The organism is Dyadobacter sp. CY326 (assembly GCF_021390515.1).
Taxonomy (GTDB): Bacteria; Bacteroidota; Bacteroidia; order Cytophagales; family Spirosomataceae; genus Dyadobacter.
Window position 1 is genome coordinate 60,837 of sequence record NZ_JAJUXI010000013.1, and the last position, 25,596, is coordinate 86,432.

Here is a 25,596-nt window from a genome sequence, read left to right on the forward strand (position 1 = left end):
TGCAGCCTGATTAAAGCTGGACTGCATTTGCTTTCAAAAAAGTCATTCCTACCTGCGCAGCTTTCTCAAAAATGGGATCAGCAAGATGGCCCCAGTTGGTAACATCCGACATGCAGTCAGTCAAGATAATAACTTTTGGAACGAGTTCCGGCGCATATTGAATGATTTGATGAATGCTCGTTGCCACACAATGAGAGCGCGCTTCGCCAGCCACAAGAATTTGGTCAAATGCTGCAAGCTCATTTAAAAACGAACGGTCCAACTCCGTTTCAGGCGCGCCAGTCACTGGAACCTGCGCCCGAAAAACGCCGAAATGTTCGGTCAGTGGATTTGTTCCTTTGATGATTGCCTTGTAATCCCGTCCCGTCCTGTGCGTCCAGGCAAGCAATGCATCCATGATGGTGTCATCCAGAGATGCGCCTTTGGAGCCAATAAGACAATGTTCCGGCCAGATGAAATGCTTGAATTCACCTTCGGACTCCAATGTTTCCAGATATTTCAGAACATAATCGCGTTCATAGCGCGGAGTCCACTTGCCAGCTTTCACATTGTCGGAAGTGATCAATGTGAAAGGCGCAACCGTGTTACCATTGCTATCTTGCCAAACAAGCGGATGCGCAATGTCGAGAACTTTATGCGTGTCAAGCGTTACAAAAATGCGGTCGATTTTTTCACCTTCCAATGCAATCAGCCGGGCAATCCGCTCTACATCCGATTCTGCGCCGGGCACATAAAGCGCGCCTTTCGGATTACAAAAGTCAAACTGGGCATCAATGAGCAGTAAGGCTGTCTTTTTCATGGAAGATTACGGTTATCAGCTTTCTATTTCTTTGGGGATTTCCATTTGCCGAGCATACATTTTGGAACAAAGGCTGTAAACTGAGGCTAACATCCGGTTTGTATCCTTAATGTAATCCACCCGATAATCCTCATCGAGCTTATTGAATGCATTCAGAATCACTTGTGCTTTTTTGGCAATGTATAAAGCGCAAGTGTCGGCACGGGACGAATAGGTTTTTAATATATCCACATAACCTTCCAAAAATGTGTTCATCAGGAACAAATTCAATTCAATGCTGCCGATTTTATCTTTGGTCACCTTCACATGATAGGATATGTCGCCGCTCAGGTTCCGCATGTCCATCAGGATCCAGCCCGGCGTGTTCTGGTTAAATTTTGAAGTTCTTGTGATCCTTCCGGCAATTTCTTCACGGCGTTCGGGAATGGTTGCGCTGTCCTCTATAAGCTCAAAATGAAGCCTGTCCGTAAGTGTTTTATCTTTTGTGATCAGCCTGAGCAGCAATTTATCCTTTTCTTTGGCCGGCATCTGGACAATTGCTTTTTTAAGTTGATCGGGTAATGCCATTGTGTGCTTTTGTGAACTAAATTATAGATTCTCGAAATTCGGGGCGTAACTTTATATGGTGCAGAATGCCCGTCCAGTTTTGACAAAAATATCAGATATGCCTAAATATCTCTCAATCAGTTTGAGTATTGCCATTTTTTTAATCTTCGCGTACACCCTTTTTACCAACACACTCAACCTGCCTTCGTTTGACGATTATGACACAACATTAGGCTTTATCAAACGCATATTTTTCGACGATTATACGCTGCTGGGCAAACTCGAAATCCTTTTCAGCCGCCACAACGAGCACCGCATTATATTTTCAAAATCTGCCGCAGCAGCTTATTACAGCATTTTTCACCAGGTGGATTTCGCTAATCTCGTGTTTTTCCAAAACCTGTTTCTGATTGGTTTTTTTGTTTTAATGCTTTTTGTCATGAAACAAAACAGCATGCTTTACGGGGAAAACCTGCTCATTGCCGCCGTGTTTCTGTTTAGTCTGGCATTTTGGCAGGTCACATTTTTTTATTGGGGAGGAATTCAGCATTACACCGTTTTTTTCTTCTGTTTTCTCAGCCTTTTTCTACTTAATAAATCGCAGCAAATTAAAAGCTGGATTTTTTTCTTTTCAATTCTTTCGGTTGCTGCTGCGGTTTTTTCTTTTGGAAACGGATTTCTGGCACTTTTGCTGGGTGCATTCATGCTTTTTGTGCAAAAGAAAAGGGCCTTGCTGGTTGTTTGGAGCCTTCTTTCGGCCGTTTTGTTATGGATCACATTTATTCCGAGACCCGAAGTGGCGGGCGGCGGACATACGCCTTTCAACTTCGACTGGGCGGCGCGTTTGCTGTTCACATTCATGGGAAGTTTCTTGTATATAAACCCTTCTACAAATCAGTATATCAACATTTACATTTGCATGGCTGTGGGCGCGGCTGTGTTAATTACGTGGATTTGGCTCTTTTTTAAAGGTTATGCTTATCAAAATCCGCTTCTGTATTGCTTGCTTTCATTGCCCATACTCACAGGCGTGATCATTTCCATTTCCAGATTTGAAACAAGGGCGGGAGGCGGCATCGCGCCGCGCTATATGTTTTTCACAGCGACCATTCCCGTTATTCTTTTATTGATATTTCTTGATCTGAAAGTGCTAAAACAGCGTCATTTGCGTGTATTGGCCGTTTTTGGCTTGTTATTGTGGGGTACGGTTTTTTACAATAACCGAAAAGCCCTCATCGTAATGAACCAGGATTTGGAAACGCGCGTGGCAAAATGGGAGAAAGATCCCAACACGCGTCTGATTTATTACCACGAGGCAAAAGGTTACTCGGACGTAATGCAGTGGGCTGTTGATAAAAAAGTGGTCAAGCTTGGCATTTTGAAAGAGTCCAAACTCAATGATGACTTTTTGTAAAAGTGACAATGCAGTTTGGCGATAGTGTGTATTGACTGCTAAATTGCAGGCGTTTTTAATTTATAAACATCTTTATGATTTCAGTGGCGTTGTGTACTTACAACGGGGCAAAATATTTACCTGAGCAGTTGAAGAGCATTGCTGATCAGACACTCCCGATTGATGAGTTGGTTGTATGCGACGACAGGTCGAAGGATAACACCATTGAAATTATCAAATCTTTTGCGGCACAAAATAGTTTTCAGGTTCACATTCATATCAACGAGGTGAATCTTGGCTCAACAAAGAATTTTGAAAAATGCCTTTCCCTTTGCACAGGTGATATCATTCTCTTGTGCGATCAGGACGACAAATGGCGAGAAGACCGGGTTCAGAAACAAGTGGATTATCTGCAATCACACCCGAATATAGATGCGGTTTTTTCTGATGCAATGAAGATTGACGATGATTCTGTGTCGGTTGGGACTACGATTTGGCAAGAAATTGAATTCAACAGCATGAGCCAGAATCGGTGGATGAATGGCAAGCCGCATGAGATTCTTTTCAATGGCTTTGTGGTTACAGGCGCAACTCTGGCCATCAGAAGATCGTGTTTGGAGCGCTTAATGCCTTTTCCTACGCACGTTCCCGACCTCATTCACGATGCGTGGATCGCGATGGTGCTAAGCCTTGAAAACAAGATCGATTTCATTGCGGATACGCTCATTTATTACCGCATTCACGCCAGTCAGCAGGTTGGTTTTGGAAATAAAGTGGATAAAGTGCAGCTGAAAGATCGCTTCGTGCGCGACAGAGAGAAGAAACTTGTTCCGCTCGAAGAAAAAGCGAATAAGTTGCGGGACCTCTTTTTGCTGCTCAAAGCGCTTCCTTTTGTGCCGAGAGAGAAGCTTATAAAGTTATATTTATCCCAAAGGCATTTTTATAAACGTGCGTCACTTCCCGAAAAACGCATTAACCGGCTCACCCCGATCGTGAATGATGTGGTGCGGGGTTATTACAAGTTTAGCAGCAAGGATTGGTGGCTGCCTGCAATCGGGGATTTGTTGGAATAAAAATCAGGCACATTGAAATCAAACAGAGCGAAGGCCTCGGCCGCAGTCGTGATCCCGGTTTACAAATCCGTGTTAAACGATAATGAAAAATTGTCGTTAAAGCAATGTATGAAGGTTTTGGGCGATTATCCTGTGCAGATCGTAAAACCCGCAAGTCTGGATTTAAGCGCTGTAAAGGAAGCCTATCCCGCAATCGAATTGATTAGTCTGGACGACGTGCATTTCAAAGGGATCGCAGCCTATAACCGACTGATGATTTCTATTGAATTTTACAAGCTTTTTATCAAGTATGAATACATATTGATCTATCAGTTAGACGCTTATGTATTCCGTGATGCGCTCTCAGAATGGTGTAATAAGGGTTATGATTACGTAGGCGCACCATCGCTGCATATGCCTGAATATGACGCGCTTGATGCGGATGCGCACGAGACATTTGCCAGTGCGTTTGACAAGCACCGTGTTGTCTTGAATGGCGGGCTTTCCCTGCGGCGCATTCCTGCTATTATCCGTTATTTGAAAATTTACAATGCAATTTATCCCGCTTGGCTCGGCAATGAGGATATGCTGTTTTCACAGGAAGCCACGCGCCTGATTCCGATGAAACTCTTCCTGAAAACGCCCTCCTGGCGCAATGCGCTTGCGTTTGCATTTGAGAAAAGTCCTGCCGCGACTTACACATTAATGCAGCACAAACTCCCGTTTGGCTGCCATGCCTGGGAACGTTACGATCCGCAATTTTGGTCTGCATTCATTTCTGAAAATCAATAGCTTACATTGTTTAACAAATTTTAACAAACTATCAGAAATGTTCGGGCGTTCTTGTAGTTAGTTTTAAAAGTTAACATATAAAGTCATGAATTTTAAAGTGCTTTTGGCAAGTGCATTTGCCATTGTATTTTCATTCAGTTCAAGTTTTGGGCAAATCACCAACAGCCCGAAGGTTGAGGAGCAATCTGCGCAATATGTAAAGATCAAACGTGTGGAGCTTACGGATGCTTATACGGTCATCCATTTACAGTTTACCGAAAAAAGCTCACCTCAGCCGTTGTTTTACCAATTTCCCAGGAAACAAGGGCAGCAACTTCCCCCAGGCAGCAGCGCCATTTGGCTTGATCCTGAAACGAGACTCTATAAGCCCGGTGAGACGGATAAAAAGTTCAAGTTTGTTAAGGCCGACAACATTCCGACCAACACCAAGAAAGGCGTAATGCCGGGAGACACGGTGGATTTTGTTACATATTTTGAAAGATTGGACCCGGGAATTGAGGTTTTTGATTTTTACGAAGGAAGGAGCACAGGCGGAAACCAATCGTGGAATTTTTATGGGATACACATTAAAAACCCGTTGAAAAAAGATTCCAAAACACCGCCAGCAGTTGCAAAGGCGGATAAGTCAGTCAAAAAGCCTGGTCAGCCTGCGCCTAAGCCAAAAGTGGAAGAAAAACAGGAGCCAGCCGAAGAACCCGTTGCTGCTGAACAGCCAAAAAGTGGTTTGGACAAAATGAAAGCTGGGAAAACGGCAATCGGCGAAACAATTAGCTTGCCGAATGTCTATTTCGAAACCTCAAAAGTGGATCTCTTGCCCGAATCATACGAGGAATTGAACACGCTGGTGGACTTGATGAAAGAAAGCGAAAATATCAAAATCCGCGTGGAAGGTCACACCGACAATGTGGGTGACTTTGACAAAAACCTTGATTTGTCGCGGAAGCGGGCGGAATCTGTGCGGCAATATTTAATTGAAAAAGGCATTGACGCTGATCGCATTGAAGCGAAAGGTTACGGAGGCACCCGGCCATTGGCAAAAGGCGCCTCCGAAGTCGAACGCAGCAAAAACAGGAGGGTAGAATTTGTGGTTACCCAAATGTAATGTTGCTTATCTCGCCTTGATAATGTTCGTAAACTCCCTGGATTTCAAAGATGCGCCGCCCACAAGGCCGCCGTCGATGTCCGGGGAACTGAATAATTCGGGAGCACTCGCTGCCGTAACGCTTCCTCCATAAAGAATGGAGATTTCTTCTGCAACATCAGCGCCATATTTTGAAGCAAGATGCTGACGCAAAGCCGCATGCATTTCCTGCGCCTGCTCAGCCGAAGCTGTTAAGCCCGTGCCAATCGCCCAGATTGGTTCATAAGCAATGATGACAGAAAGCAATTGTTCTTCCGTAAGATGGAAAAGGCTTTCGGAGATTTGATTTTTTACAAATCCAATGTAATCTTCATTCTGGCGCTGATCCAGTGATTCGCCGCAGCAGAAGATGGGTGAAACGCCATTTGCAAGCGCTGTATTCACTTTTTCTGCCAAAACCGCATTGCTTTCATTGAAATATTGGCGGCGCTCGCTGTGTCCGATCAGCACATATTCCACACCGATCGATTGCAGCATTTGTGCTGAAATTTCTCCCGTATATGCACCCGAGACCTTATCCGAACAATTTTGTGCAGCAAGGGCGAAATTCGGTGCGCTTTCCAGATATTTTTTGATAGTGGTGAGATAAATGGAAGGAGGACAAAGGATCACTTTTACGTCACTTTGAACCTCATCATTAGCCATATTTACGAGCTCGGAAGTCAGCGCAACTGCTTCATCCAGAACCTTATTCATCTTCCAGTTACCTGCAACAATTTTTTTTCGCATGAGAAAATTTTTATTGTGAAAAAACGCCTTTTAACGCAACAAAATTACCATAATTTCATCATTAACATTATTATCCATAAATGTTCTGAAAAAAGTCAGAAAGTTTGCACATATCGAGAATTTTTTGTGTTTAATTAAGGTAAAATGCATTAATTTTACTCTATTAACCGATTGGACTGAATTTGATACTTAGTGTACGCGAAAGAGAATAAAGACAGAGTTAAGCCGTTTATGATCAGCGTTTTATGATGTTAAGACCGGAGTTTAGCAATTAGAATTTAAAGAAAAGGAGGCCACGATGAAAACGTCTAAGTGGTTAGTTGTAGCGATCATACTTTTTACCAGCAGCATATCATTTGCCAAATCAGAAGATGTTCCCCCGGTTTCAGAGGAAAAGTATGGCTACTTTCTAGATAAAAATCACAAATCTACACGCATCCCTTTTGAACTGCATTCAAATCTGATCCTTTTGTATGCAAAGATCAATGACACCGATTCGCTCCGTTTCATATTGGACACCGGCGTCAGCTCGATCATCATCACCGATCCTTACGTGCTCAAACCTGACAAGCTCCGACTGACCAGAAAAGTCAATCTCACCGGCGCGGGCGAGGGCAAAAGCATTTCCGCACATGTGGCCATTGATAATAAATTTGCAATGGGACGGCTCAAAGCCAATCACCAGAACATTGTGGTTTTGGAAGAGGATTTTCTCAGACTTTCAGAATATGTGGGCGTGCCTGTGCATGGCATTTTTGGCTACGAGATCTTCAATAACTTCGTGGTAACCATCGACTTTTCCAAAAAGGAGCTGATATTAATGCGCCCTGATAAATATCGTTACAAACCGAGCAAAGGCGATAAGCATCCGCTGATCATTGAAGACACCAAGCCGTTTACAGATGCAGTTACGCTCTTCGCAGACGGCCGCGAGCATCCGATCCGCGTTCTGATCGACACCGGAGCGGGACATGCATTGCTACTAAACAACACCCCGAAAGAATCTTTCAGACTGCCAGAAAAAGTAATTCGTGCGCAATTGGGACGCGGGCTGAATGGCGTCATTAACGGGAATTTGGGCAGGATTGACAAGGTTCGGCTGGGCAGGTTCACAATGGACAACATCGTCGCATCGTTTCCGGACAGCATTGCTTTCGGCTCGAAGTTGCGGGCGGGGCAGGAGCGGCAGGGAAACATAGGCTGCGAATTGTTACGCCGGTTTAAAGTCACCATGAATTATTCACAGAGTTATATGGTGCTGAAACCGGTCAAAAGCAGGCTGCGAGAAAAATTTGAGCATGATATGAGCGGAATGGAAATACGGGCCGAGGGCATTGACTTGCACTCTTACATTGTGAACCACGTGGCGGAAAATTCGCCTGCATTAAAAGCAGGACTTGTGGAAGGAGATCAGCTTCTTTTTATAGATGATCACGCGGCTTCTGACCTCAATGTGAGCGAAATATACAAGCTTTTACAACGCGGCGACGGCAGAAACATTGACTTGCTGGTAAAACGGAAAGGGGATATTTTCTTTACCCAAATTACCCTGCGAAGAATGATTTAGTTACTTTTAAGCCAAATTAACGTGGCTTAACATTGGAACGCCTGATCGTAACAGAAGACGGTTCTCATTCGCTTTACAGCGCTCAATACAACCAGCAATATCATTCCTTACAAGGCGCTCTGATTGAGGCAGAACACATTTATATCAATCTTGGGCTCCGTCCGATCCTGGAAAATGCCGATTCGCCCGTCTTTGTTTTCGAGATGGGTTTTGGAACCGGACTTAATGCTTTTCTGACTTGGAAGCTGGCCGATTTGCTCCAAAAAAACATTTATTACGTCGCAGTTGAAGCCTTTCCCATTTCCGGGGACGAGGCTTCTTCGTTAAATTACGAAACCCTGAGCGGGCATAGTAATTTAATAGCGCTCCACGACTGTCCCTGGTCGGTGGACTTTCCCATTTCCGATCACTTTACGCTAAACAAGCAGCACATTAAGCTCGAAGATTTCACAACAACCAACAACTTTGATGTGATTTACTACGATGCATTCGACCCCAGAGCGCAGCCGGAGCTTTGGGAAGAAGAAATTTTTGCTAAAATAGCGGCCTTTACAAACACAGAGGGCGTATTGGTAACATACTCATCCAAAGGAATTGTGAAGCGCGCATTGCGTGCGGGTGGTTTCCGGGTGGAGCGGCATAAAGGCCCGGGGCGGAAGACGCACGTGCTGAAAGCCATTAAAATTTAAATTTATTTGCAAAATGGATTACAAAAATATCATTAGCCAGGAATTAAAAGAGGCACAAAGCCTGCTGGACCAGTTCTTAAACGACCCGGTTCAGATTGAAAAAATAGAAACTGCCGCTCGACTTATGGCCGACGCAATTCTGGCAAATGGGAAGATTATTTCTTGCGGAAACGGCGGTTCGCATTGCGACGCCATGCATTTCGCAGAGGAACTAACCGGCCGTTATCGCGATAACCGCCGTTCATTGCCTGCAATCGCTATATCTGATGTAAGCCATTTGAGCTGTGTGAGTAATGATTATGGTTACGAATTTGTGTTCTCGCGTTTTATCGAAGGTTTGGGGCAGCCGGGTGATGTTCTGTTTGGATTAAGCACAAGCGGAAATTCAGCAAACATCATCAAAGCGGTCGAAGCTGCGCGGGCAAAGGGCATGAAAGTGATCATTATGTCGGGAAAAGATGGTGGAAAACTGGCCGGTGCAGCCGACGTAGAAATCCGAGTGCCGCACTTTGGTTATGCCGACCGAATCCAGGAAATACACATTAAAGTGATCCATATTTTTATGCTGCTGATCGAAAAAATGGTTTTGCAGGAATAATTCGACTATATTTTCGATTAAGCATCAAATGAAAATCAAATGAATGTTCGTCCATCAGCCATTATTTTACAGCATGAGCATGTCCTGACATTGCGCTATTGCTATGGCGATCAGGAAGTTTACGCGCTGCCCGGCGGCAATCCCGATCCGGGCGAAAGCCTTGCCGAGGCGCTTGCACGTGAGCTGAATGAGGAGCTGGGCATTGATTCGGCAGTGAATCAAATGGTTTTTTGCGGCGAAGTGATTTGGCCGGAAATCAACAAAGAAACGCTGCATATGGTGTTTCTGGCAGAAATTACTTCCGGTGAGCCGCAACTTAATCCGGACCAAACCACAGCATTGGAAATGGTGTGGCTGCCAGTGTCCGCATTAGGCGAAAAGCTTTTGTATCCCAATGTCGGCAAGCAAATCATTGGTTACTGCGAAAAAGCTGCCCATGCGGGCCACATTGGCGTTATTAATCAACCTTATATCAAATAGCAGATTTCGGATTTTCCATATATTTTCTCTTCGTTTCTATAAAAGAGAAACATACCGTACTTTTGCATTTTAAATGGCAGCAGGGTAAATGGAAAACGAAAAGAAGGAGAAATTATCGAACTTCTTAATTAGACGGGCGGAAAAGGATGTATTGTCAAGGGGGCGTTCCATTTATAGCAGCGGGGGATTAAAAGTCTCCAAGCTCGACTATAACGGTCTGGGTAATGCCGAATTTAAGGTCAAGAGCGACTATTCTATTCAATTTTACCAGATTTACATCCGGGATTTCCTCACACCGCAAATTTCAACAGAGTGCTCTTGTCCCGACAAGGTTGGGCTTTGCAAGCACCGCGTTGCAGCAATATTATACATTCTCGACAAAATGCCGACGATCAAGCAGGTTGTTTATGAAATGAGCAGCACGGTGATCGATTTGGCAGAAATTAAGGAACTTCAATTGAGAAGCCTCGTTTTGGAAGACACCTGGAAAAACCGGGAATCTATCCAGAATGTAACAATTGTCTCCGCAAAAGAAGGTGAAGCCCAATGCATTGTCAGGCATCAGGGTGTAGATTATCAGGTTGATTTTCAGCGGATCAAAAGCACAAAGCAAGTCCACACTTCCTGCACTTGCGGGCAAGAGCTGTGGGTGCCATTGTGCGAGCATAAGCTAGCCGCATTGCTCAAACTAAGAGAAGAACTCGGCGATCGCGCTTTCGAAGTGATGCGCGATCTGACCGTTGAAAAAAATAATTTGCTGGCCGAATATGGCTATTCACTTGCAGACGAAATCAAAGGAAAGTTTGAATTCAAGCTCGATGAAGACGGTGGTCTGTATTTGATAAAAGCAGATCTTTCGTTGCAAAAAGTGGGTCAGTTTCAGGATTGGAGCACATTAAGAGAGCGCATTTTGCCTACGCAGGATGTCGCATTCAGCGTTTCGACAGATAATCAACAGGATGAGGAAGACCGCATTTCAATTTTTGTGTTTTGGTCAAAAGGCAAAAATCATCTGCTGGACATTGGATTTGGCGTTTTTTCTGTAAAGCACAGCTCAAAATCTGAGAAAATAACCAACATTCGCAACATTGCAGGCGGTTCGAGCCACTATTACTCAGCAGACGAAATTCCAGTCTTGACAGACGCCGACGCGCGGCTTGTGCGCGTGGCCAAGCATTGGGAAGAAGGTTTGCAAAAATTCATACGCAAACAAGGCTGGGCTTACAATGCTTATCTGCATTTCGATGATGTAAGCGCAGAGCAGCGTTACGAAGCAAGAAATTACGTTGGCAAGCAGCTGAACAGGATTTTCAATGACCTCGATGCGGATCGCGTTTACCTGGCTGATAGTGATTATGTTACGAGCAACAATCAGCTTACGCAACTTCAATTACACCGCGAGCCTGTGAAGCTTTTCTTCGTTTTAACGGAGGATAAGGAGTTTATCACGCTAAATCCCTATGTGGAGCTTACTGCGGGAAGTCCATTGGATTTGGAAAAAGTGATCTCCCTCGACAGTTTTTGGCTGGGCATTTACAACGAAAAATTGCTTTTCCGTTGGGCTGGTCTCAGCGAGGCCGAAATGGTTGCTTATCTGAGCCAGACGGGTTATAAAATTAAGGTTAAGAAAGATTTTTCCGAAGAGTTTCTGAAAGACTGGATCATTCCGGTTTCCGAGCAGTTTGATGTCATTTTCCAGACGCGTCACGAAGTCCTTAATCGGCCGTTGAAGTTTGGAAAGCCACGGATTTTCCTTAAAGAAGACGATGCCAATTTGCTCATCGTGCCGTCATTTGTTTATAAAGACGAAAATGAAGCGGGTCCGGAAGTAACATTCTTGCACGACCAGCGCAGGAGCAAAATTAGTTTTGAAGACAATCGCATCACCATGCTGGAACGCGATCTGCCCGCAGAAAACGCTGTTTGGGAATGGGTGAAGTCGCTTAATCCGTCTTTTGCTAATCAGTCGGGCCAGCCATTTTTATATGTACCGCTGGATCAGGTGATGAAAGGTGGGTGGCTTTTCAACTTTGTAGATGCTGTCAAAAAGAAACAATATGATCTTTTAGGTTTCAAAGACCTGAAAAAGATGAAGTTCAACCCCAATCGTGGGACGGTTAAGGTGCATGCATCTTCCGGAATCGATTGGTTCGATATGGAAGTCGAGATTATGTTCGGCGATCAGCGCATTTCCCTGGCGGATGCGAAAAAAGCATTGCTTAAAAAGCAAAATTATGTCCAATTGCAGGACGGCTCGTTGGGTGTGTTGCCGGAAGAATGGATCAGCAAGTTGGAACCATTGTTGCAATTCGGACGCGTTGAAGGTGAAAAGATTCATTTGTCAAAAATCCACTTCTCACTTATTGATGAGCTTGTTTCTGAAACGGATAATGAGGAAGTTTTCCGGGAACTGCATGAAAAGAAGCAAAAGCTGCTCAATTTCAAACAAATTCCAAATGTTGCTTTGCCCGGGAATGTTAATGCGACGTTAAGGCAATATCAGGAAGAAGGTTACAAATGGATCCATTTCCTGGATGAATTCGGCTGGGGCGGTTGTTTGGCGGATGATATGGGTTTAGGAAAAACCTTGCAGATGCTGACCTTCATTCAGCAGCAAAAAAACCTGAATCCCGAACATACGAACTTAGTCGTAGTTCCTACGACGCTGATTTTCAACTGGCAAGCTGAGGCGGCTAAGTTTACGCCTGATTTGAGTTTGTATGTGCATCGCGGGATGACGCGCCGCAAGGACATTGAATTTTTTAGGAATTACGACATTATCCTGACCACTTACGGGACCATGCGTAGTGACGTGGAGCTGCTTCGCAAGTTTGATTTCAATTACATTGTGTTGGATGAAGCGCAAGCGATTAAGAATCCGGATTCGCTGACATCAAAGGCTTCGCGGTTGCTGCATGCGAAAAACCGTTTGACAATGACCGGAACGCCGGTTGAAAACAACACATTTGATCTTTACTCGCAATTCGAGTTCCTAAATCCGGGAATGCTGGGTCATGCAGACTTTTTCCGCAGCGAATACGCGACGCCCATTGACAAATATCAGGATAAAGAAAAAGCCGCAGAACTGCGCAAGCTTGTTTATCCATTTATGTTGAAACGCACGAAGGAGGAAGTTGCGACCGATTTGCCTGATAAAACAGAGACCATTTTATTCTGCGAAATGGGTAATAAGCAAAGGAAGGTTTATGACACATTCCGGGAAAAATACCGTCTTGAAATTGCAGAAAAGCTTGCAACAGAAGGACTTAACAAAAGCAGTTTCTTAATTCTCGAAGCGCTGTTAAAACTCAGACAGATTTGCGACTCTCCCTCCATTTTGTCTGGTGACGAAGATTATGGCAACGAATCTGCCAAGCTGGAAGAAATCGTGCGGGAGATCGAGGAAAATGCTTCTAATCATAAAATATTGATTTTCAGCCAATTCCTGGGAATGCTGGATCTGATTCGTCAGCATTTGGAAAAGGTGAACATTCCTTACGAATATCTGGACGGGCAAACTGTTGATCGCGCCGGACGCGTGAACCGTTTCCAAAGCGACCAGACTTGCAGGGTTTTCTTAATGAGCTTAAAAGCGGGTGGTGTTGGCCTTAACCTTACCGAAGCGGATTATGTGTATCTCGTTGATCCGTGGTGGAACCCGGCGGTTGAGAGACAAGCCATTGACCGTACGCACCGCATTGGGCAGACGCGCAAAGTGTTTGCTTATAAAATGATTTGTAAGGATACGATTGAAGAAAAGATCCTGTTACTTCAACAGCGTAAACAGGATCTTGCGGAAGATCTCGTGGGAGGAGAATCAGGATTTATCAAAAAACTTAGTCAGGAAGACATTATGGGGCTTTTTAGTTAAGCGCCATAATGTCAGTTGTTAAGCATTTTGGTCGACGAAATATTGAGCAAGCTGTTGTTCAAAAGTTTGGCAGAACTCATTGACTGCGAAGTGCTGTCCAAAGATGCAAAATCAAATAAATCCTTTCTCGAAGAAATTTTCATTTGGCGACCTTCTGAAGATCTTGCAATTTGTTCATCGGCCAGGGCTCCATTTTTATCAACTTCGGGAGAATTGTATATTTTTTCTACATTCCCACCTGTCATGGCTTTGTAACGTGCTTCTTTTTGTATTACGCAAAGGACCAGCAATAAGGTGGCGATAAGCAGCGTATGTTTGTTTTTCATAATAAGATGTCTAATTTTTAAGGATGTGTGCAAGACAACTACAACACCTAGAGCAAATTTCGAGCCAAAAGGTTGTAACCCTAAAAAAATTATTTAAGTCCAAAAAACACATTGTCGTTATTTGCAACGAGTTTTTTAATTATTCCAAGAACCTACTGAACAATCGCCGTAAATTCGATCTCAATTAAATAGTCCGGAGACACTAATTTACTGATTTCATAAATACCCGTTGTGGGTTTTATGTCTCTAAAATATGCGCCATGAGCGCGCGCTATTTCATCAAAAAGACGGATATCTGTGGTAAAAATTCTCGTTCTCACCACATCATTCAAACTTGCGCCGGCATCCAAAAGCACCTTTTCAATGCGCTCAATGATGTTATTAGTCTGAGCGAACGCATCGTCTGCCCTTACTTTTACGCCATCCACAATCGCAACCGTGCCTGCAACTTCTACAATGTTGCCGATGCGGACCGCGCGGCAATATCCCATTTTGTCTTCCCAGGGAGATCCGGATAATATATTCTGTCTTGACATTTGTGGTATTAGTATATGCAAATATACTACTTAATTCCCGCCATCTTCAAATAGTGCTAGTGCCAGCCTAATCTGACCATAGTCGAATTGTTCATTTAATAATTCAAAAAGCGGTTTCAGCGGATCATTTTTTCCGACCTGAAATTCCTGTGCAGCTTCCGTAATTGTTTTATATGCTTTCGGGTCGATAAGTGCTTTCAAATCAATGTCGTGGCCATCATCTTTCAGCTTGATTAAATGGGATATGATGGTGACCGTGCTCAGGTCGCGCTTCTCGGCAATCACTTTTAAAGAATAACCTGCTTTATAAAGTTCAAGCGTTTCAATGTAAGTCATTCCTTTGATGACGCGTGTCCCGGGCTTTGTGTTTTCCTTGGCAAATGATAGGATTTCGTTGATGAAAGTTTCTCCATATCGCCGGAATTTCTCAGCTCCAACGCCAGAAATGGCTTTCATCTGAGCTTCGGAAACTGGTTTTTTCTGCGCCATTTCGGAAATCGTCACATCGCTGAAAACCACATATGGCGGCACGCCCAATGCATCGGCCATTTGCTTCCTTAGCAAGCGCAACTGTTCAAACAATGCATCCCGAATTATTTCCTGCTTTGGTTTTTCCTTTGGAACAAGCTCTTCTTCTTTCGCTTTTCGCTCGCTTAGCGGAATGAATCTCACCAGTTCCACCTTGCGCTCACCCTTCAAAACCTGCTTGCTGACCGGATTGAGCTTGAATGCATGTGCTTCGTCATAAGCAATGTCCATGACGCCGGAGTTCAACAGCTGACCAATGTATTCCACCCATTCCTCGCCGCGAAGTTCATTGCCAACGCCGAATGTCGGAAGCCGGTCGTAACCGTGTTGCAGAATGTTGCGGTTGCGGCTTCCCCGCAAAATGTCGATCAGCATTCCCATTGCGATTTTCTGGTCTGTGCGCGCAATGCCTGATAATGCTTTTTGTGCAATGACGGTGGCGTCAAATCTTGTTCGCGGATTGCGGCACACGTCACAATTCCCGCAATCTGTGTCAACGGCTTCATTAAAATAGCTCAGCAAAATGCGTCTTCTGCAAATATACGCTTCCGGATATTGCTTCATGCGGTTCAATTTGGCGTGTAACAATTCCTTTTGCTCTGCGGATTGGTCTGAGTTATTGATCATGTCCTGCCGGGTGATAATGTCCAGAAAGCTGTAAAACAGCACCGTGTCGGAAGGCGAACCGTCACGACCGGCGCGTCCGATTTCTTGGTAAAAACTTTCGACATTCGAAGGCAAATTGTAATGAATGACCCAGCGAACATTGGACTTGTCAATGCCCATTCCGAATGCAATAGTGGCTACAATCACCTGAATGTCGTCTTTAAGAAATTGCTCCTGAACGCGTGAGCGTTTATTAGGCTCCAAGCCAGCATGATAATATTCGGCTTTAAATCCTGCATTCTTCAAACTTGCCGCCACAGTTTCGGTGCCTTTCCGGCTCAGACAGTAAATTATGCCTGCCTGATCCTCATGTTTTTTTAAAAATTCCTGAATTTGCTGCATCCGCTTCCGGCCCGGAAGCACGCTCAGGCTCAGATTAGGGCGGTCAAAGCTGGCAATGAATGTTTGCGCAGATTCAATGTTAAGTTGTTTCAGAATGTCGCGGCGGGTCACGCGGTCGGCAGTGGCGGTTAATGCAATCACCGGAATGTCCGGAAAACGCATTTTCAATGTATTAAGCTGCCGATATTCCGGGCGAAAGTCGTGGCCCCAGGAAGAGATGCAATGCGATTCGTCAATGGCGAACAATGTTACATTCCAATCGCGCAAATGATCGAATGTATTTCCCGAGAAAAGTCGTTCAGGCGCAATGTAGAGCAATTTTAACTCGCCCAGCTTGGCTTGCCACATGACACTATCCTGCTCGGAACCGGACAAGGATGAGTTCAAAAAAGCCGCATTCACACCATTGCCGCGCAACGCCTCGACCTGGTCTTTCATCAACGCGATCAATGGAGAAATGACAACGGTAAGGCCTTCTCGCAGCAAAGCCGGGATCTGGAAACAAACCGATTTTCCGCCTCCGGTGGGCATCAGCACAAGGCAGTCATTTCCCGCCATAACGGTGTCAATAATTTCAGCTTGCTGTGGTCGGAATGAGTCGTAACCAAAGTATTTTTTTAGTGCTTCTAGTTTGTTATCTGGCATTGGAAATTAAAAATGAGGTTCAAATTTTAGGATTAATTGCGGGCTATCAAAACTATATTTTATCAAAACTGATACATTACCTGCGCTTTCAGCTCGCTTCTTTTGCTGCCCTGGATTTCGTTTAAGCCGGAACTGATCTTGTCCAGATTGGCATATCGCGTCTGCGACCACCTGAGCCAGAGCTTCATATTTTTGGAAAAAGCATATCGCGCCATCAGATAATGCCTTGTGCCTGCGTCATAATAAGCAGGAATGGAAAACGCGTAAAGCATATCTTTTTCATACACATATTGCCGGCTGTCGTAATCATCCGTTTTGAAATAAGCCACTCTCGCGCTCAGCTCGACTTTTGGGAAATGCCAGCTCACATCTTGCAAAACGGTGAAACCGTTAGACTTTGAAATTTTCAGATAAGCCAGATTGCCACATTGCAAGCGTGTTTTAAGTGAAAAACGAAGCGGCTTTTCATATTCCAGATGAAATGTTGCCGTTCTCCTAACCGTCGTTGCAAGTTTTATGTCCGTTTCTTCGTCCGCAGGCGGATTGCGCTGCTTGTTTTTTTGATGAAATAATGCGTAAGCATTGAACCGCTTATTAGGTTTCCAAAGAACATGTAGATAATAATCGAAGCCTTTTGACGGCGCATCGACCAGATATTTCAGCCAGGGAAATTTGAAATAATCATAAAAACCACTGAACTGCCAGCGCCGCGAGGGCATGAAACGAAGCCCCGCATAGCCGCCCGTTTCATTAACAGAGCGCGCCGATTCACTAAACGCATTTCCATAAAATGAGTGAAAATTCCGATCATAATGTCGTGCTAGCAAGCTGAAATCGAGCTTTTTGCCAAACGCTGCCACCAACCCGCCCACCGCACCGATCCCACTGCTTTTTGACCGGGCCGCCTCACCGAAAAAGTGTAAACTCTGCCATCTGTAATCGCCATGAAAGCCGATCGTGAGATTTTGCTTTCCGGCAAATTCATATTGGTTGTAGAGCGCAGTCCGCTTTTGCAGTTTTAGGGAATACGTTGTGTTTAAAAATGTCAAACCGATTTGTCCGGCCCGTGAGCGGAGCTTGTGCAGCAAATGTGCGCCAATGTTTTGTTCAGTAAAATTGTTGTGTTTTTCACGCTCACTAATAGTTCGGTGATAACCCGTTATGGGCAGCGAACTCGCGATTTCTGCATTTGAACCGTTTGCTGACACATTGGTCGTCGCGTCCCTTTTGGCATTGGAATAAAAACCAGTGATTTCAAAGTTGGGGTTTCCAGCAAACGTGACCGCCGCACCACGAAAAAAATTGGCTTCCAAGACTGATGTATAAGGCTTCAAACCCAATGTGCTGCGGTAAGCGGACCCGATCACGTCCGCGCCTTTGCCCAATGAAAAGCCAGCGCCAAAAATCAATCCCTGCCCGGCCTGCATCTGATAATCGCCGATGATCAGGTTTTTAATCTTACCTTGATTCATAATCTGGGCATGCAATGAGGTAAAATCCGCGCCGTAAATTTGCCGCTCGCCTTGCCAGTTCCACGCAAGCTCACCCGCATCTTTTTCCATCGTAACGCCATAACTGTAAGCGCCGGCTCTCGAATTTCTGTATTTCAAATAACCGTAAAGCGGATTTCCTGCATAACGCGCAGGCGCATTGGAAGCGCTGTCCGCGCTTAGGAAACCCTTTTGCTTTTCCAGCAACTTACCCGAACGGATCATCAGGAAATGCTGTGAAGGATTTTTCAGCGACTCGGTCAGGGAAACGGCGTGCGACTGGACCGTAACAAATGGAAGCAGGCGATATATGGTTTCGAGGTCAAACTCCGGGACGGCCTGCAACTCGTAAAGCGATAGGAGCGGGCCAAGTTTTTCGCGGTAAGCAAAGAATGCATTTAACTGATTTTCAGAAAGCAGTAACAATGCAGCCAGCTCGTCACGCGTGGCGCGGTTAATGTCAAGAGGCTCGGCATACAACTGGAAAAGCGATTCGGACAAATCGGCATAATCCGAATCCTCCGACGCGTCGGGAAGTAAATTTTGAATGAAAAGATTGATGTCAATCTCTTTTTTGGGCGGTTCCTGCGCACAAATCGGCGCAGCGACCAGCAGGAAAATGCAGAGAAGAATGTTAAAAGCGTATGTTAATGTAGTTCGTTTAATCATACGCTTTTGGTTTAAATGGAGCGGTTAAAAGGCTTTTAAACTTAAATCAACACTCCTTGCCTGGTGCGTCAATGCACCGCTCGATATCCCATCGACACCGGTTTCTGCAACCGCCCGCAAGGTTTTTTCAGTAATATTTCCCGAGGCTTCCGTTTCAAACCGTCCCGCAATGCGTTTTACGGCCTCCCGCAAGTCTTCGAGTGAAAAATTGTCAAGCATTATAATGTCGACCTTCCCCACACGCAGCACTTCGTCGACTTCTTTTAGATTTCTGGTCTCGATTTCAATTTTCAGGTTTCGGCCTGTTTCTTTCAAGTAATCATTTGCGCGTAAAATCGCTGGTTCAATGCCGCCTGCATAATCCACATGATTGTCTTTCAGCATAATCATGTCGTACAAGCCCATTCTATGGTTCACCGCGCCGCCGATTGTCACAGCAATTTTTTCAAAAACCCTGAAATTGGGTGTCGTTTTTCTTGTGTCGAGTAATTTTACCGGCAAGTCCTTTATCAATTCCGTCATTTGATGCGCATAGGTTGCAATGCCGCTCATGCGTTGCATTGTGTTGAGAACCAGGCGCTCAGCTTTCAAAATCAGTCTCGCATTTCCTTCGACGGTAAATGCCACATCTTTACTTTTGACGTAAGTGCCGTCAAGAAGTAACACATTTATTTTTAGCGGGGGATAATTATATATGGAGGCAGTCTCTTCAAAAATTATTTTGGCAACCTCAACACCGGCCAATATGCCTTCCTGCTTCACAAGGAGCTGGGCGCGCTTGCTCGCATTTTCGGGCACGCTCGAAAGGGAAGAATGATCACCGTCTCCAATGTCTTCCAACAGAGCAAGCCGGATCAGATCGCGAAGTTCATGAGGATTGGTTTCCATAATATTATGGTTTAAAAAAGTCTATTGGTGTAGAAAAACGAACTTCGTAATTAATAGGTCTGCTGGCGGAAAGCCATATTATAGCGTATCGCCAATGACCAAACTGTGGAGTTGGCAGCAATATCTTCGTTTGGGGAGGTAATTCTTCTTTTCAAAAACCGGCCATCCAAAAACAAGTTATGCGCCAATGAATAACTTATACGCAAGTCCGTATATGCAGTCGAAGCTTTAATGCCCTGGCCGATCTTTTGGTTCAGATCGCCGTCACGATTCACATTGCGGGTTTCGTAACTCTTGGTAATATCCCCTCCATAGTTGGTGTCCTTGTCCGGATCCTTGCCTTGATTCGCCATCATGATCGTTCCATATAAGGAAAGCCTAGACGTGGCTTTGTAACGAATTATGCCCAAATATTCCCTGAAATTGGCTCCCAGCGGGTGCGTAAGCGACTGCCCGTAATGCACATAATTGCGCCCGCCGTCCTTGTGCGAGTAAGTGTATGGCCGGACGACATTGTATTCCGCCTGCAAATCTAGATTAGGCACGCCAAAGGCGTCAACATATTTTCCTCCCAACTGAAAGCTGTATTTGTTGGCCCAAGAGCCGCTTCCGTTGAAGAGATATTTTGTCAAAAATTCATCCAAAACAAACTGGCTGTAAATGGAAGCTTTATTGGCAACGAGCCAGCGGAAATCAAAACCCAGAATTGCATTGTCCTGACTTCCAATGTAGGATTCCACATATCTGTAAAAAATGATCGGATTCAAATAATTGAGATCATAACCGCCGCCAACAGAATCGCGGTTGAAAACCTCGGCTTCAAACACGCCAATGTTAATCTTGTCCGTCAAGTTGACGCTCAGATGGTGGATTGCAGCGAATTTTTTGCTCCTTAAAAACTCCCGGAAGCCGTCCTCACCCGCATTGATCATGCTGGTAAACAAATTGGTATAATGAAACTTGCCAAGTTGTGTGTCAAGCCTCAAAAACAAATATGGACTGCTGTTATCCGACAGGATCAATGAGCGATAACCACTTCCAAAAACATTGTGATCATGGCCAAACTTCACATTAATGCTTTTTAACGGACGGAATGTTATGTAGCCGCGGGCCGTCAAAAAGTCGATTCCACGATTTCTGGTCGCCTTAGCCAGACCTTCGCCGGGGAAACTATTAGTGGTTTTAAAATCATCAACATAGCGCGGATAACGGCCCTGGCTATCTGTAACATAAGTATAAAACCCAAGCTTCTCATTGATCATGCCCCGAATTTCAACGCCACGACTGGTTCCCCATAGCTGTGAAGGAGTGGCGTCTTCGCGTGTGCCGAATTTTTTGCCGTAGCTGTTATCGCTGCCTATAAAATTGGTTGTAGTAAAATTAAAATGCAGATCGAAATCCTGATTGTGAATGCTGTAAAGGTCGGCGGGATGATTGAAAAACTTGCGTGCTTTACCGGGGGGCGGATCTTGAAAAAGCCCTAATCTGGCCAGCTTGTCGTATTTTAAAGAATCTGTGGAGATCATTCCATTTGTCCATTCCCAACTGTCTTCACGCAGATAATCAATGGTTTCCCAATCGCGGTCGGTAAGATTAATGGTTCCTTCTTTTAATATGGAGTCGGTCAGCGCAACGACCGCTTTACGTTCAAACGGCTTGACATTGGAATGAAAACCTTCGGTGAATTTGCCTCTTTTGATCTCTAATCGGTCGATCAGATGGTAATAATCGTCATTAAAAGGAATATAGGAGCTTTGTGCATGTACGGACGACAATGATATCAAGCTTAAAATCAATATTTTGAAAACGCGGATAATTCCTTGATCCATAGGCACAAAAAATCTGTCGTTCACACAATTCACCGTTTGCGGATTATTTTTCAAATAACTCTTCCAAATTACGTCAATGAATTTGTATTATCTTGCATGGAGTAGTTTAAAAAACTGTCCAAACTATGTTTTTACTTTCCCAAAAACCTTCCATCGCCGATCATTATCTGGCAGAATTGCGTGACGTAAATGTGCAAAAAGACCGGATGAGATTTCGTCGGAATTTGGAGCGGGTGGGAGAGTTGCTCGCGTACGAACTTTCAAAAACACTGACATTCAAGACCGACCACGTTGAAACGCAATTGGGCTCTGCGCCTTCACGCACATTGCTTCAACAAGTCGTTCTGGCAACAATATTAAGGGCCGGATTGCCATTGCATGAAGGTTTTCTGCACATGTTTGACAAAGCAGATAACGCCTTTATCGGCGCCTATCGCGGACATCACATCAATGCTGAGGAGGAATTTGAGGTCGAAATGGATTATATCACCAGTCCAGATCTGACAGGGAAAATATTGATTCTGATTGATCCAATGCTGGCAACGGGCCGGTCTATGGAAAAAGTTTATCACGCTTTGCTGCGTTTTGGCATTCCCGCACAAACACACATTGCCTCCGTCATTGCCAGTCCGGAAGGCGTGGATTTTCTGCAAAAACGCATTCCGCATTGCCGCCTTTGGCTTGGCGCAATCGACCAAAAACTGAATGAGCATTGGTATATCGTGCCAGGCCTGGGCGACGCCGGTGACTTGTCTTATGGTGAAAAATAACAGCCTAGTTCAGTAACTCGTCAAATGTGATTGATACATAATAAGTTGAGCCTACATTTGGGCTTCCATATGCTTGTATGTATGATTTTCCAAGCAAGTTGGTCCCGCCCAATTTGATAATCGATTTAATGGAATTCACTTTGTAACTAATCTGCGCGTCCAGCACGCTTACAGCCGGAACATGCGTATTAGAGAAGATCGGAACGTCCGTTGTCGTCGGGATTACAAAGCTCGATTCCCATAAAAAAGCCTGCTGATATTTATAAGCAACATTGAAACCGAATGCATTGCTAGCCGTAATTCTTCGACCGAAGGACAGGTTATAGCGATATTTTGGCGTATTAAATTGTGAATATTGCACTTCTGCGGACGGTTTGAAATCGTTCAGTTCATTGTTCGCCACGTTTCCGCCCAGGTTGAATCCTTTTGGCAAAGCATATGCGAGGCCAAGCGCAAAACCCGTTGTCGTGATCGTCTCTGTCGTGTTCACCGTTCTTGAATAACCATTGAAGTTGCCCACGCCAATTCCCGACTCGATAGGCAAACCCGGAGCCGCCGCAGCGGTCGGCACCACAATTACAGTTCCGCCGATGAGATTGCGATATTGACTAATATAATAATAGGCATCAATAAAAAGCTTTTTGGCAATAACCGACTTATAACCAATCTCATACGAAGCAATTCGCTCGGGTTTCAATCTGACGGGTTTGTATTTTGGCAATTTTTCCAATGCATAAGCTTTTGCCAGATTCGGGACCAATCCGGGCACTTGTGCTGCCAGAATCCCAGGCAACTGCGCGGCAAGCACGCCCGGCAATGCCTGGTTAACGCCCGCGGTTATCGCTGCCTGAATTGCGCCCGGTGTGTTAGGAATCGTCCCGGACGCCACGCCTTGGTTTACAGCATTGGTAACCTGGGTAGTAACTGCTTGGGTTATGGCTGTGGTCGCCTGCAATGTTACAGCGGCTTTGGCGTAGTTGGTCGCACTTTGCACAATCGTCGGATCGTTGGCAATGGCTTGCGTAATGGCCGCTTCTGACAGATTTTGCCTTAAAATTCCATTGGAAAGATTGTATCTGGATTCAAATTCTGTCAGCCCGCCAATCAATGTTCCGGAAGGAGTTCTGAGATCAATGTATTGGTTTTGTGTTGTAGGAATGCGGAAACCGGTTTGGTAAGACAAACGGATATTATGCTCACCGAATGTAGTTACAGCTGAAATCCTGGGTGTAAACTGCCCGTTAAAATTTTCGTTTTTGTCATAACGCAATGATGCCGTCAGTTTCAAATGGTCGCTCAAAAGCGTCTTTCCTGCCTGCAAAAAAGCGCCATATTCGGAAATCGGGATTTTGCCATTTCTGCCTTCTTTGGTGTCGGCGAACAATGTTCCTGCTGAACGCAGTTCATAAAGTCTGTAATTAGCACCAGCCAGCAATTCTACGAATTTTACCTCATTCTTGAAATTGTAAAAACCTTCAACGTGATAAAGGTTTGTTTTGTCAGCAAAACCGCCTCCACCGTTCACAATCGGCGTATTTCTGTATTTATCCAATAACTGATCATAAGCCGCAGTGCCCGGCATCGGCATGTCTTTGTCGGCAAACTGGCGGGCAGTCAAATGTGCTTGATCCTCCTGAGCTCCGGCTGCGCGCGCCGTTGCGAATGCCCCCACATATTGTCCAAACCAGGTGCTATGCGGCTTGAAATCATTCAGCATTGAAACCGCAGCCAAACCTGCCAGATAAGATTTTCCCGACCTTTCCTGCGTCGTATAAGCCCTGACGGTAAAATTATCGCCCCGGAATTCAAGTTTTGCCTGTGTCAAATTAAAATCACGCAATGAATAACGGCCTGTTCCTGTGTAAACCGTTGTTCCGTATCCGTAATTGACCTGCGCAATGGCTTCAATTTTTTCATTAATGCGATAATGAACTGCTGCATTGGCTTTGAAGCTTTTCGTGTTATAATCCACCAGATCTTTCTCCCGATAACCTGTTCGGCTCACAAATGTGCTTGGCACAAGCGCTACTGCTGATTGCGGCAACAGTCCGTTTGCCGCAAGTGTGCCCGCGACAGCATTGATGTTGGTTTGCACTTCGTCGCCATAAACATTGACGCCATCGTAATCGAGATCTGTTCCTGCGCCGCGCCGCGGATCGGAGGCGCCGCCCACATTCAGGTTATTGTAATTCGTTGCTTCCCAGTCTTTTGCTTTGATATATGACAAATTAACTTTGAACGCGATTTTGTTGTTAAAAGCCTTTGCATAACGGATTGTGCCGTCGATAAACGGCGTCGTGGCTTTCGAGCGATTGGATTCGTGCATGACGCCGGATTTGACATTGGCGCTCAGTCCCTGATATAAAAACGGACTTTTGCTATTCATCAAAATCAGTCCGTTTATAGCATTCGGGCCATATAATGCGGACGCAGCTCCCGGCAACACTTCCACATTTTCAACATCCAGTTCGGACATGCCAATGATGTTATCCAACGGAAAGTTAAGTCCCGGAGCCTGATTGTCCATTCCATCGATCATTTGAACGGTTCGCGGATTGCCCGTGGCGCCAAAGCCGCGCATATTGACGGATTTAAACAAAACACCTTGCGTGGTCATGTCAATGCCTTTCAGGTTTGCCAATGCGTCGTAAAAATTGGCAGAGGGCGTTTCCCGAATGTTGCGGATATCCATTTTTTCAATCGCGACGGGCGATTTCATCACACTTTCTTCAACTCGTGAAGCAGAAACCACAAGTTCCCGGCCCAGAATAACTTGTTCGGCGAGTTTGATATCCAATTTGGAAATGCCACCGGTGACCTCGATTTCCTGTGTTTGAAAGCCAACGGAAGAGATGATCAATGCGAATGGCGGATTGGTCGTCGTGGTCAGTTTAAATTGTCCTTTATTGTCGGTGATGGTGCCAATGACCTTTCCTTTCACTTGAATGCTGACACCGGCAAGTGCCTCATTTGTTGTGGATTCAGTGACCTTTCCTTCAATGTTAACTTGCGCAAATGCGGCGCAGTTGATGAGAAAAAGGAAAAGGAGCGGGCATAGTTTGAGAATCGTAAATTTCTTGTTCATGGTTTTCAGCGGGTTGTTGTTGTCTTAGCAAGATAAACCAATAATGGCTCATCACATAGCATTATTATACTATTTTTTCTTTAAATGATTTTACTATTATACTTTATTGACTTTGATCGGCCGATCCCCTAAATAACAAGGAATGTCTTTTGATTCATTCGGATT

The 25,596-nt window shown here is 44.9% G+C and carries 20 protein-coding genes; 10 read left to right on the forward strand and 10 right to left on the reverse strand.

What is annotated here, in order from left to right; translation table 11 throughout:
- Positions 1-10: 10 nt before the first annotated feature.
- Positions 11-799: a nicotinamidase gene (locus LZG73_RS23365; RefSeq protein ID WP_233855011.1), complete on the reverse strand. Its 789-nt coding sequence runs from the start codon at positions 797-799 to the stop codon at positions 11-13.
- 15 nt (positions 800-814) lie between these two features.
- A complete protein-coding gene (locus LZG73_RS23370) occupies positions 815-1,366 on the reverse strand; it encodes a hypothetical protein (RefSeq protein WP_233855012.1) in 552 nt (183 codons plus the stop codon).
- 97 nt (positions 1,367-1,463) lie between these two features.
- On the opposite strand from LZG73_RS23370, the gene LZG73_RS23375 reads away from it, so the two are divergent.
- The 4 genes from LZG73_RS23375 (at position 1,464) to LZG73_RS23390 (ending at position 5,684) form a co-directional block, all read left to right on the forward strand.
- Complete coding sequence (locus LZG73_RS23375; RefSeq protein ID WP_233855013.1) at positions 1,464-2,759, forward strand: hypothetical protein; 1,296 nt, start codon at positions 1,464-1,466, stop codon at positions 2,757-2,759.
- A gap of 74 nt (positions 2,760-2,833) precedes the next feature.
- Positions 2,834-3,811, forward strand: a complete 978-nt coding sequence (locus tag LZG73_RS23380) for a glycosyltransferase family 2 protein (RefSeq protein ID WP_233855014.1) — start codon at positions 2,834-2,836, stop codon at positions 3,809-3,811.
- A 12-nt stretch (positions 3,812-3,823) separates the two neighbouring features.
- Positions 3,824-4,582, forward strand: a complete 759-nt coding sequence (locus LZG73_RS23385; RefSeq protein WP_233855015.1) for a DUF5672 family protein — start codon at positions 3,824-3,826, stop codon at positions 4,580-4,582.
- A gap of 85 nt (positions 4,583-4,667) precedes the next feature.
- Positions 4,668-5,684, forward strand: coding sequence for an OmpA family protein (locus LZG73_RS23390; protein WP_233855016.1), 1,017 nt, complete (start codon positions 4,668-4,670; stop codon positions 5,682-5,684).
- Positions 5,685-5,690: 6 nt separating this feature from the next.
- Here the strand turns inward: LZG73_RS23390 and tpiA are convergent, their stop codons facing one another.
- Positions 5,691-6,452 carry a triose-phosphate isomerase gene (gene tpiA / locus LZG73_RS23395; RefSeq protein ID WP_233855017.1) on the reverse strand — a complete coding sequence of 254 codons (762 nt, stop codon included), beginning with the start codon at positions 6,450-6,452 and terminating at the stop codon, positions 5,691-5,693.
- A 298-nt stretch (positions 6,453-6,750) separates the two neighbouring features.
- Here tpiA and LZG73_RS23400 point away from each other — a divergent pair, with 298 nt between their 5' ends.
- The 5 genes from LZG73_RS23400 (at position 6,751) to LZG73_RS23420 (ending at position 13,657) form a co-directional block, all read left to right on the forward strand.
- Complete coding sequence (locus LZG73_RS23400; RefSeq protein WP_233855019.1) at positions 6,751-8,019, forward strand: aspartyl protease family protein; 1,269 nt, start codon at positions 6,751-6,753, stop codon at positions 8,017-8,019.
- Between the two features lie 32 nt (positions 8,020-8,051).
- On the forward strand, positions 8,052-8,708 hold the full coding sequence (gene mnmD / locus LZG73_RS23405; RefSeq protein WP_233855021.1) for a tRNA (5-methylaminomethyl-2-thiouridine)(34)-methyltransferase MnmD: 657 nt from the start codon (positions 8,052-8,054) through the stop codon (positions 8,706-8,708).
- Positions 8,709-8,721: 13 nt separating this feature from the next.
- A complete protein-coding gene (lpcA, locus tag LZG73_RS23410) occupies positions 8,722-9,306 on the forward strand; it encodes a D-sedoheptulose 7-phosphate isomerase (protein WP_233855023.1) in 585 nt (194 codons plus the stop codon).
- 39 nt (positions 9,307-9,345) lie between these two features.
- Entirely contained in the window at positions 9,346-9,786 is a 441-nt protein-coding gene (locus tag LZG73_RS23415; RefSeq protein WP_233855024.1) for an NUDIX domain-containing protein, read from the forward strand.
- 88 nt (positions 9,787-9,874) lie between these two features.
- A complete protein-coding gene (locus LZG73_RS23420; RefSeq protein WP_233855025.1) occupies positions 9,875-13,657 on the forward strand; it encodes an SNF2-related protein in 3,783 nt (1,260 codons plus the stop codon).
- 11 nt (positions 13,658-13,668) lie between these two features.
- Here LZG73_RS23420 and LZG73_RS23425 read toward each other — a convergent pair whose 3' ends face one another.
- The 6 genes from LZG73_RS23425 to LZG73_RS23450 form a co-directional block, all read right to left on the reverse strand.
- The gene (locus tag LZG73_RS23425; RefSeq protein ID WP_233855026.1) at positions 13,669-13,983 is read right to left on the reverse strand and encodes a hypothetical protein; all 315 of its coding nucleotides are present in this window, start codon (positions 13,981-13,983) and stop codon (positions 13,669-13,671) included.
- Positions 13,984-14,135: 152 nt separating this feature from the next.
- Positions 14,136-14,519 carry a RidA family protein gene (locus LZG73_RS23430; RefSeq protein WP_233855027.1) on the reverse strand — a complete coding sequence of 128 codons (384 nt, stop codon included), beginning with the start codon at positions 14,517-14,519 and terminating at the stop codon, positions 14,136-14,138.
- A 30-nt stretch (positions 14,520-14,549) separates the two neighbouring features.
- Positions 14,550-16,700 (reverse strand): DNA helicase RecQ, encoded by a 2,151-nt coding sequence (gene recQ, locus LZG73_RS23435; RefSeq protein WP_233855028.1) that lies wholly within the window; start codon positions 16,698-16,700, stop codon positions 14,550-14,552.
- Between the two features lie 62 nt (positions 16,701-16,762).
- Positions 16,763-18,859 (reverse strand): helix-hairpin-helix domain-containing protein, encoded by a 2,097-nt coding sequence (locus tag LZG73_RS23440; protein WP_233855029.1) that lies wholly within the window; start codon positions 18,857-18,859, stop codon positions 16,763-16,765.
- A 24-nt stretch (positions 18,860-18,883) separates the two neighbouring features.
- A complete protein-coding gene (gene nadC / locus LZG73_RS23445; protein WP_233855030.1) occupies positions 18,884-19,747 on the reverse strand; it encodes a carboxylating nicotinate-nucleotide diphosphorylase in 864 nt (287 codons plus the stop codon).
- 50 nt (positions 19,748-19,797) lie between these two features.
- On the reverse strand, positions 19,798-21,600 hold the full coding sequence (locus LZG73_RS23450; protein WP_233855031.1) for a capsule assembly Wzi family protein: 1,803 nt from the start codon (positions 21,598-21,600) through the stop codon (positions 19,798-19,800).
- A gap of 101 nt (positions 21,601-21,701) precedes the next feature.
- Between LZG73_RS23450 and upp the strand changes: the two genes are divergently transcribed.
- Positions 21,702-22,346 (forward strand): uracil phosphoribosyltransferase, encoded by a 645-nt coding sequence (gene upp, locus LZG73_RS23455; RefSeq protein WP_233855032.1) that lies wholly within the window; start codon positions 21,702-21,704, stop codon positions 22,344-22,346.
- Between the two features lie 4 nt (positions 22,347-22,350).
- Here the strand turns inward: upp and LZG73_RS23460 are convergent, their stop codons facing one another.
- Positions 22,351-25,431 carry a carboxypeptidase-like regulatory domain-containing protein gene (locus tag LZG73_RS23460; RefSeq protein WP_233855033.1) on the reverse strand — a complete coding sequence of 1,027 codons (3,081 nt, stop codon included), beginning with the start codon at positions 25,429-25,431 and terminating at the stop codon, positions 22,351-22,353.
- Positions 25,432-25,596 lie beyond the last annotated feature (165 nt).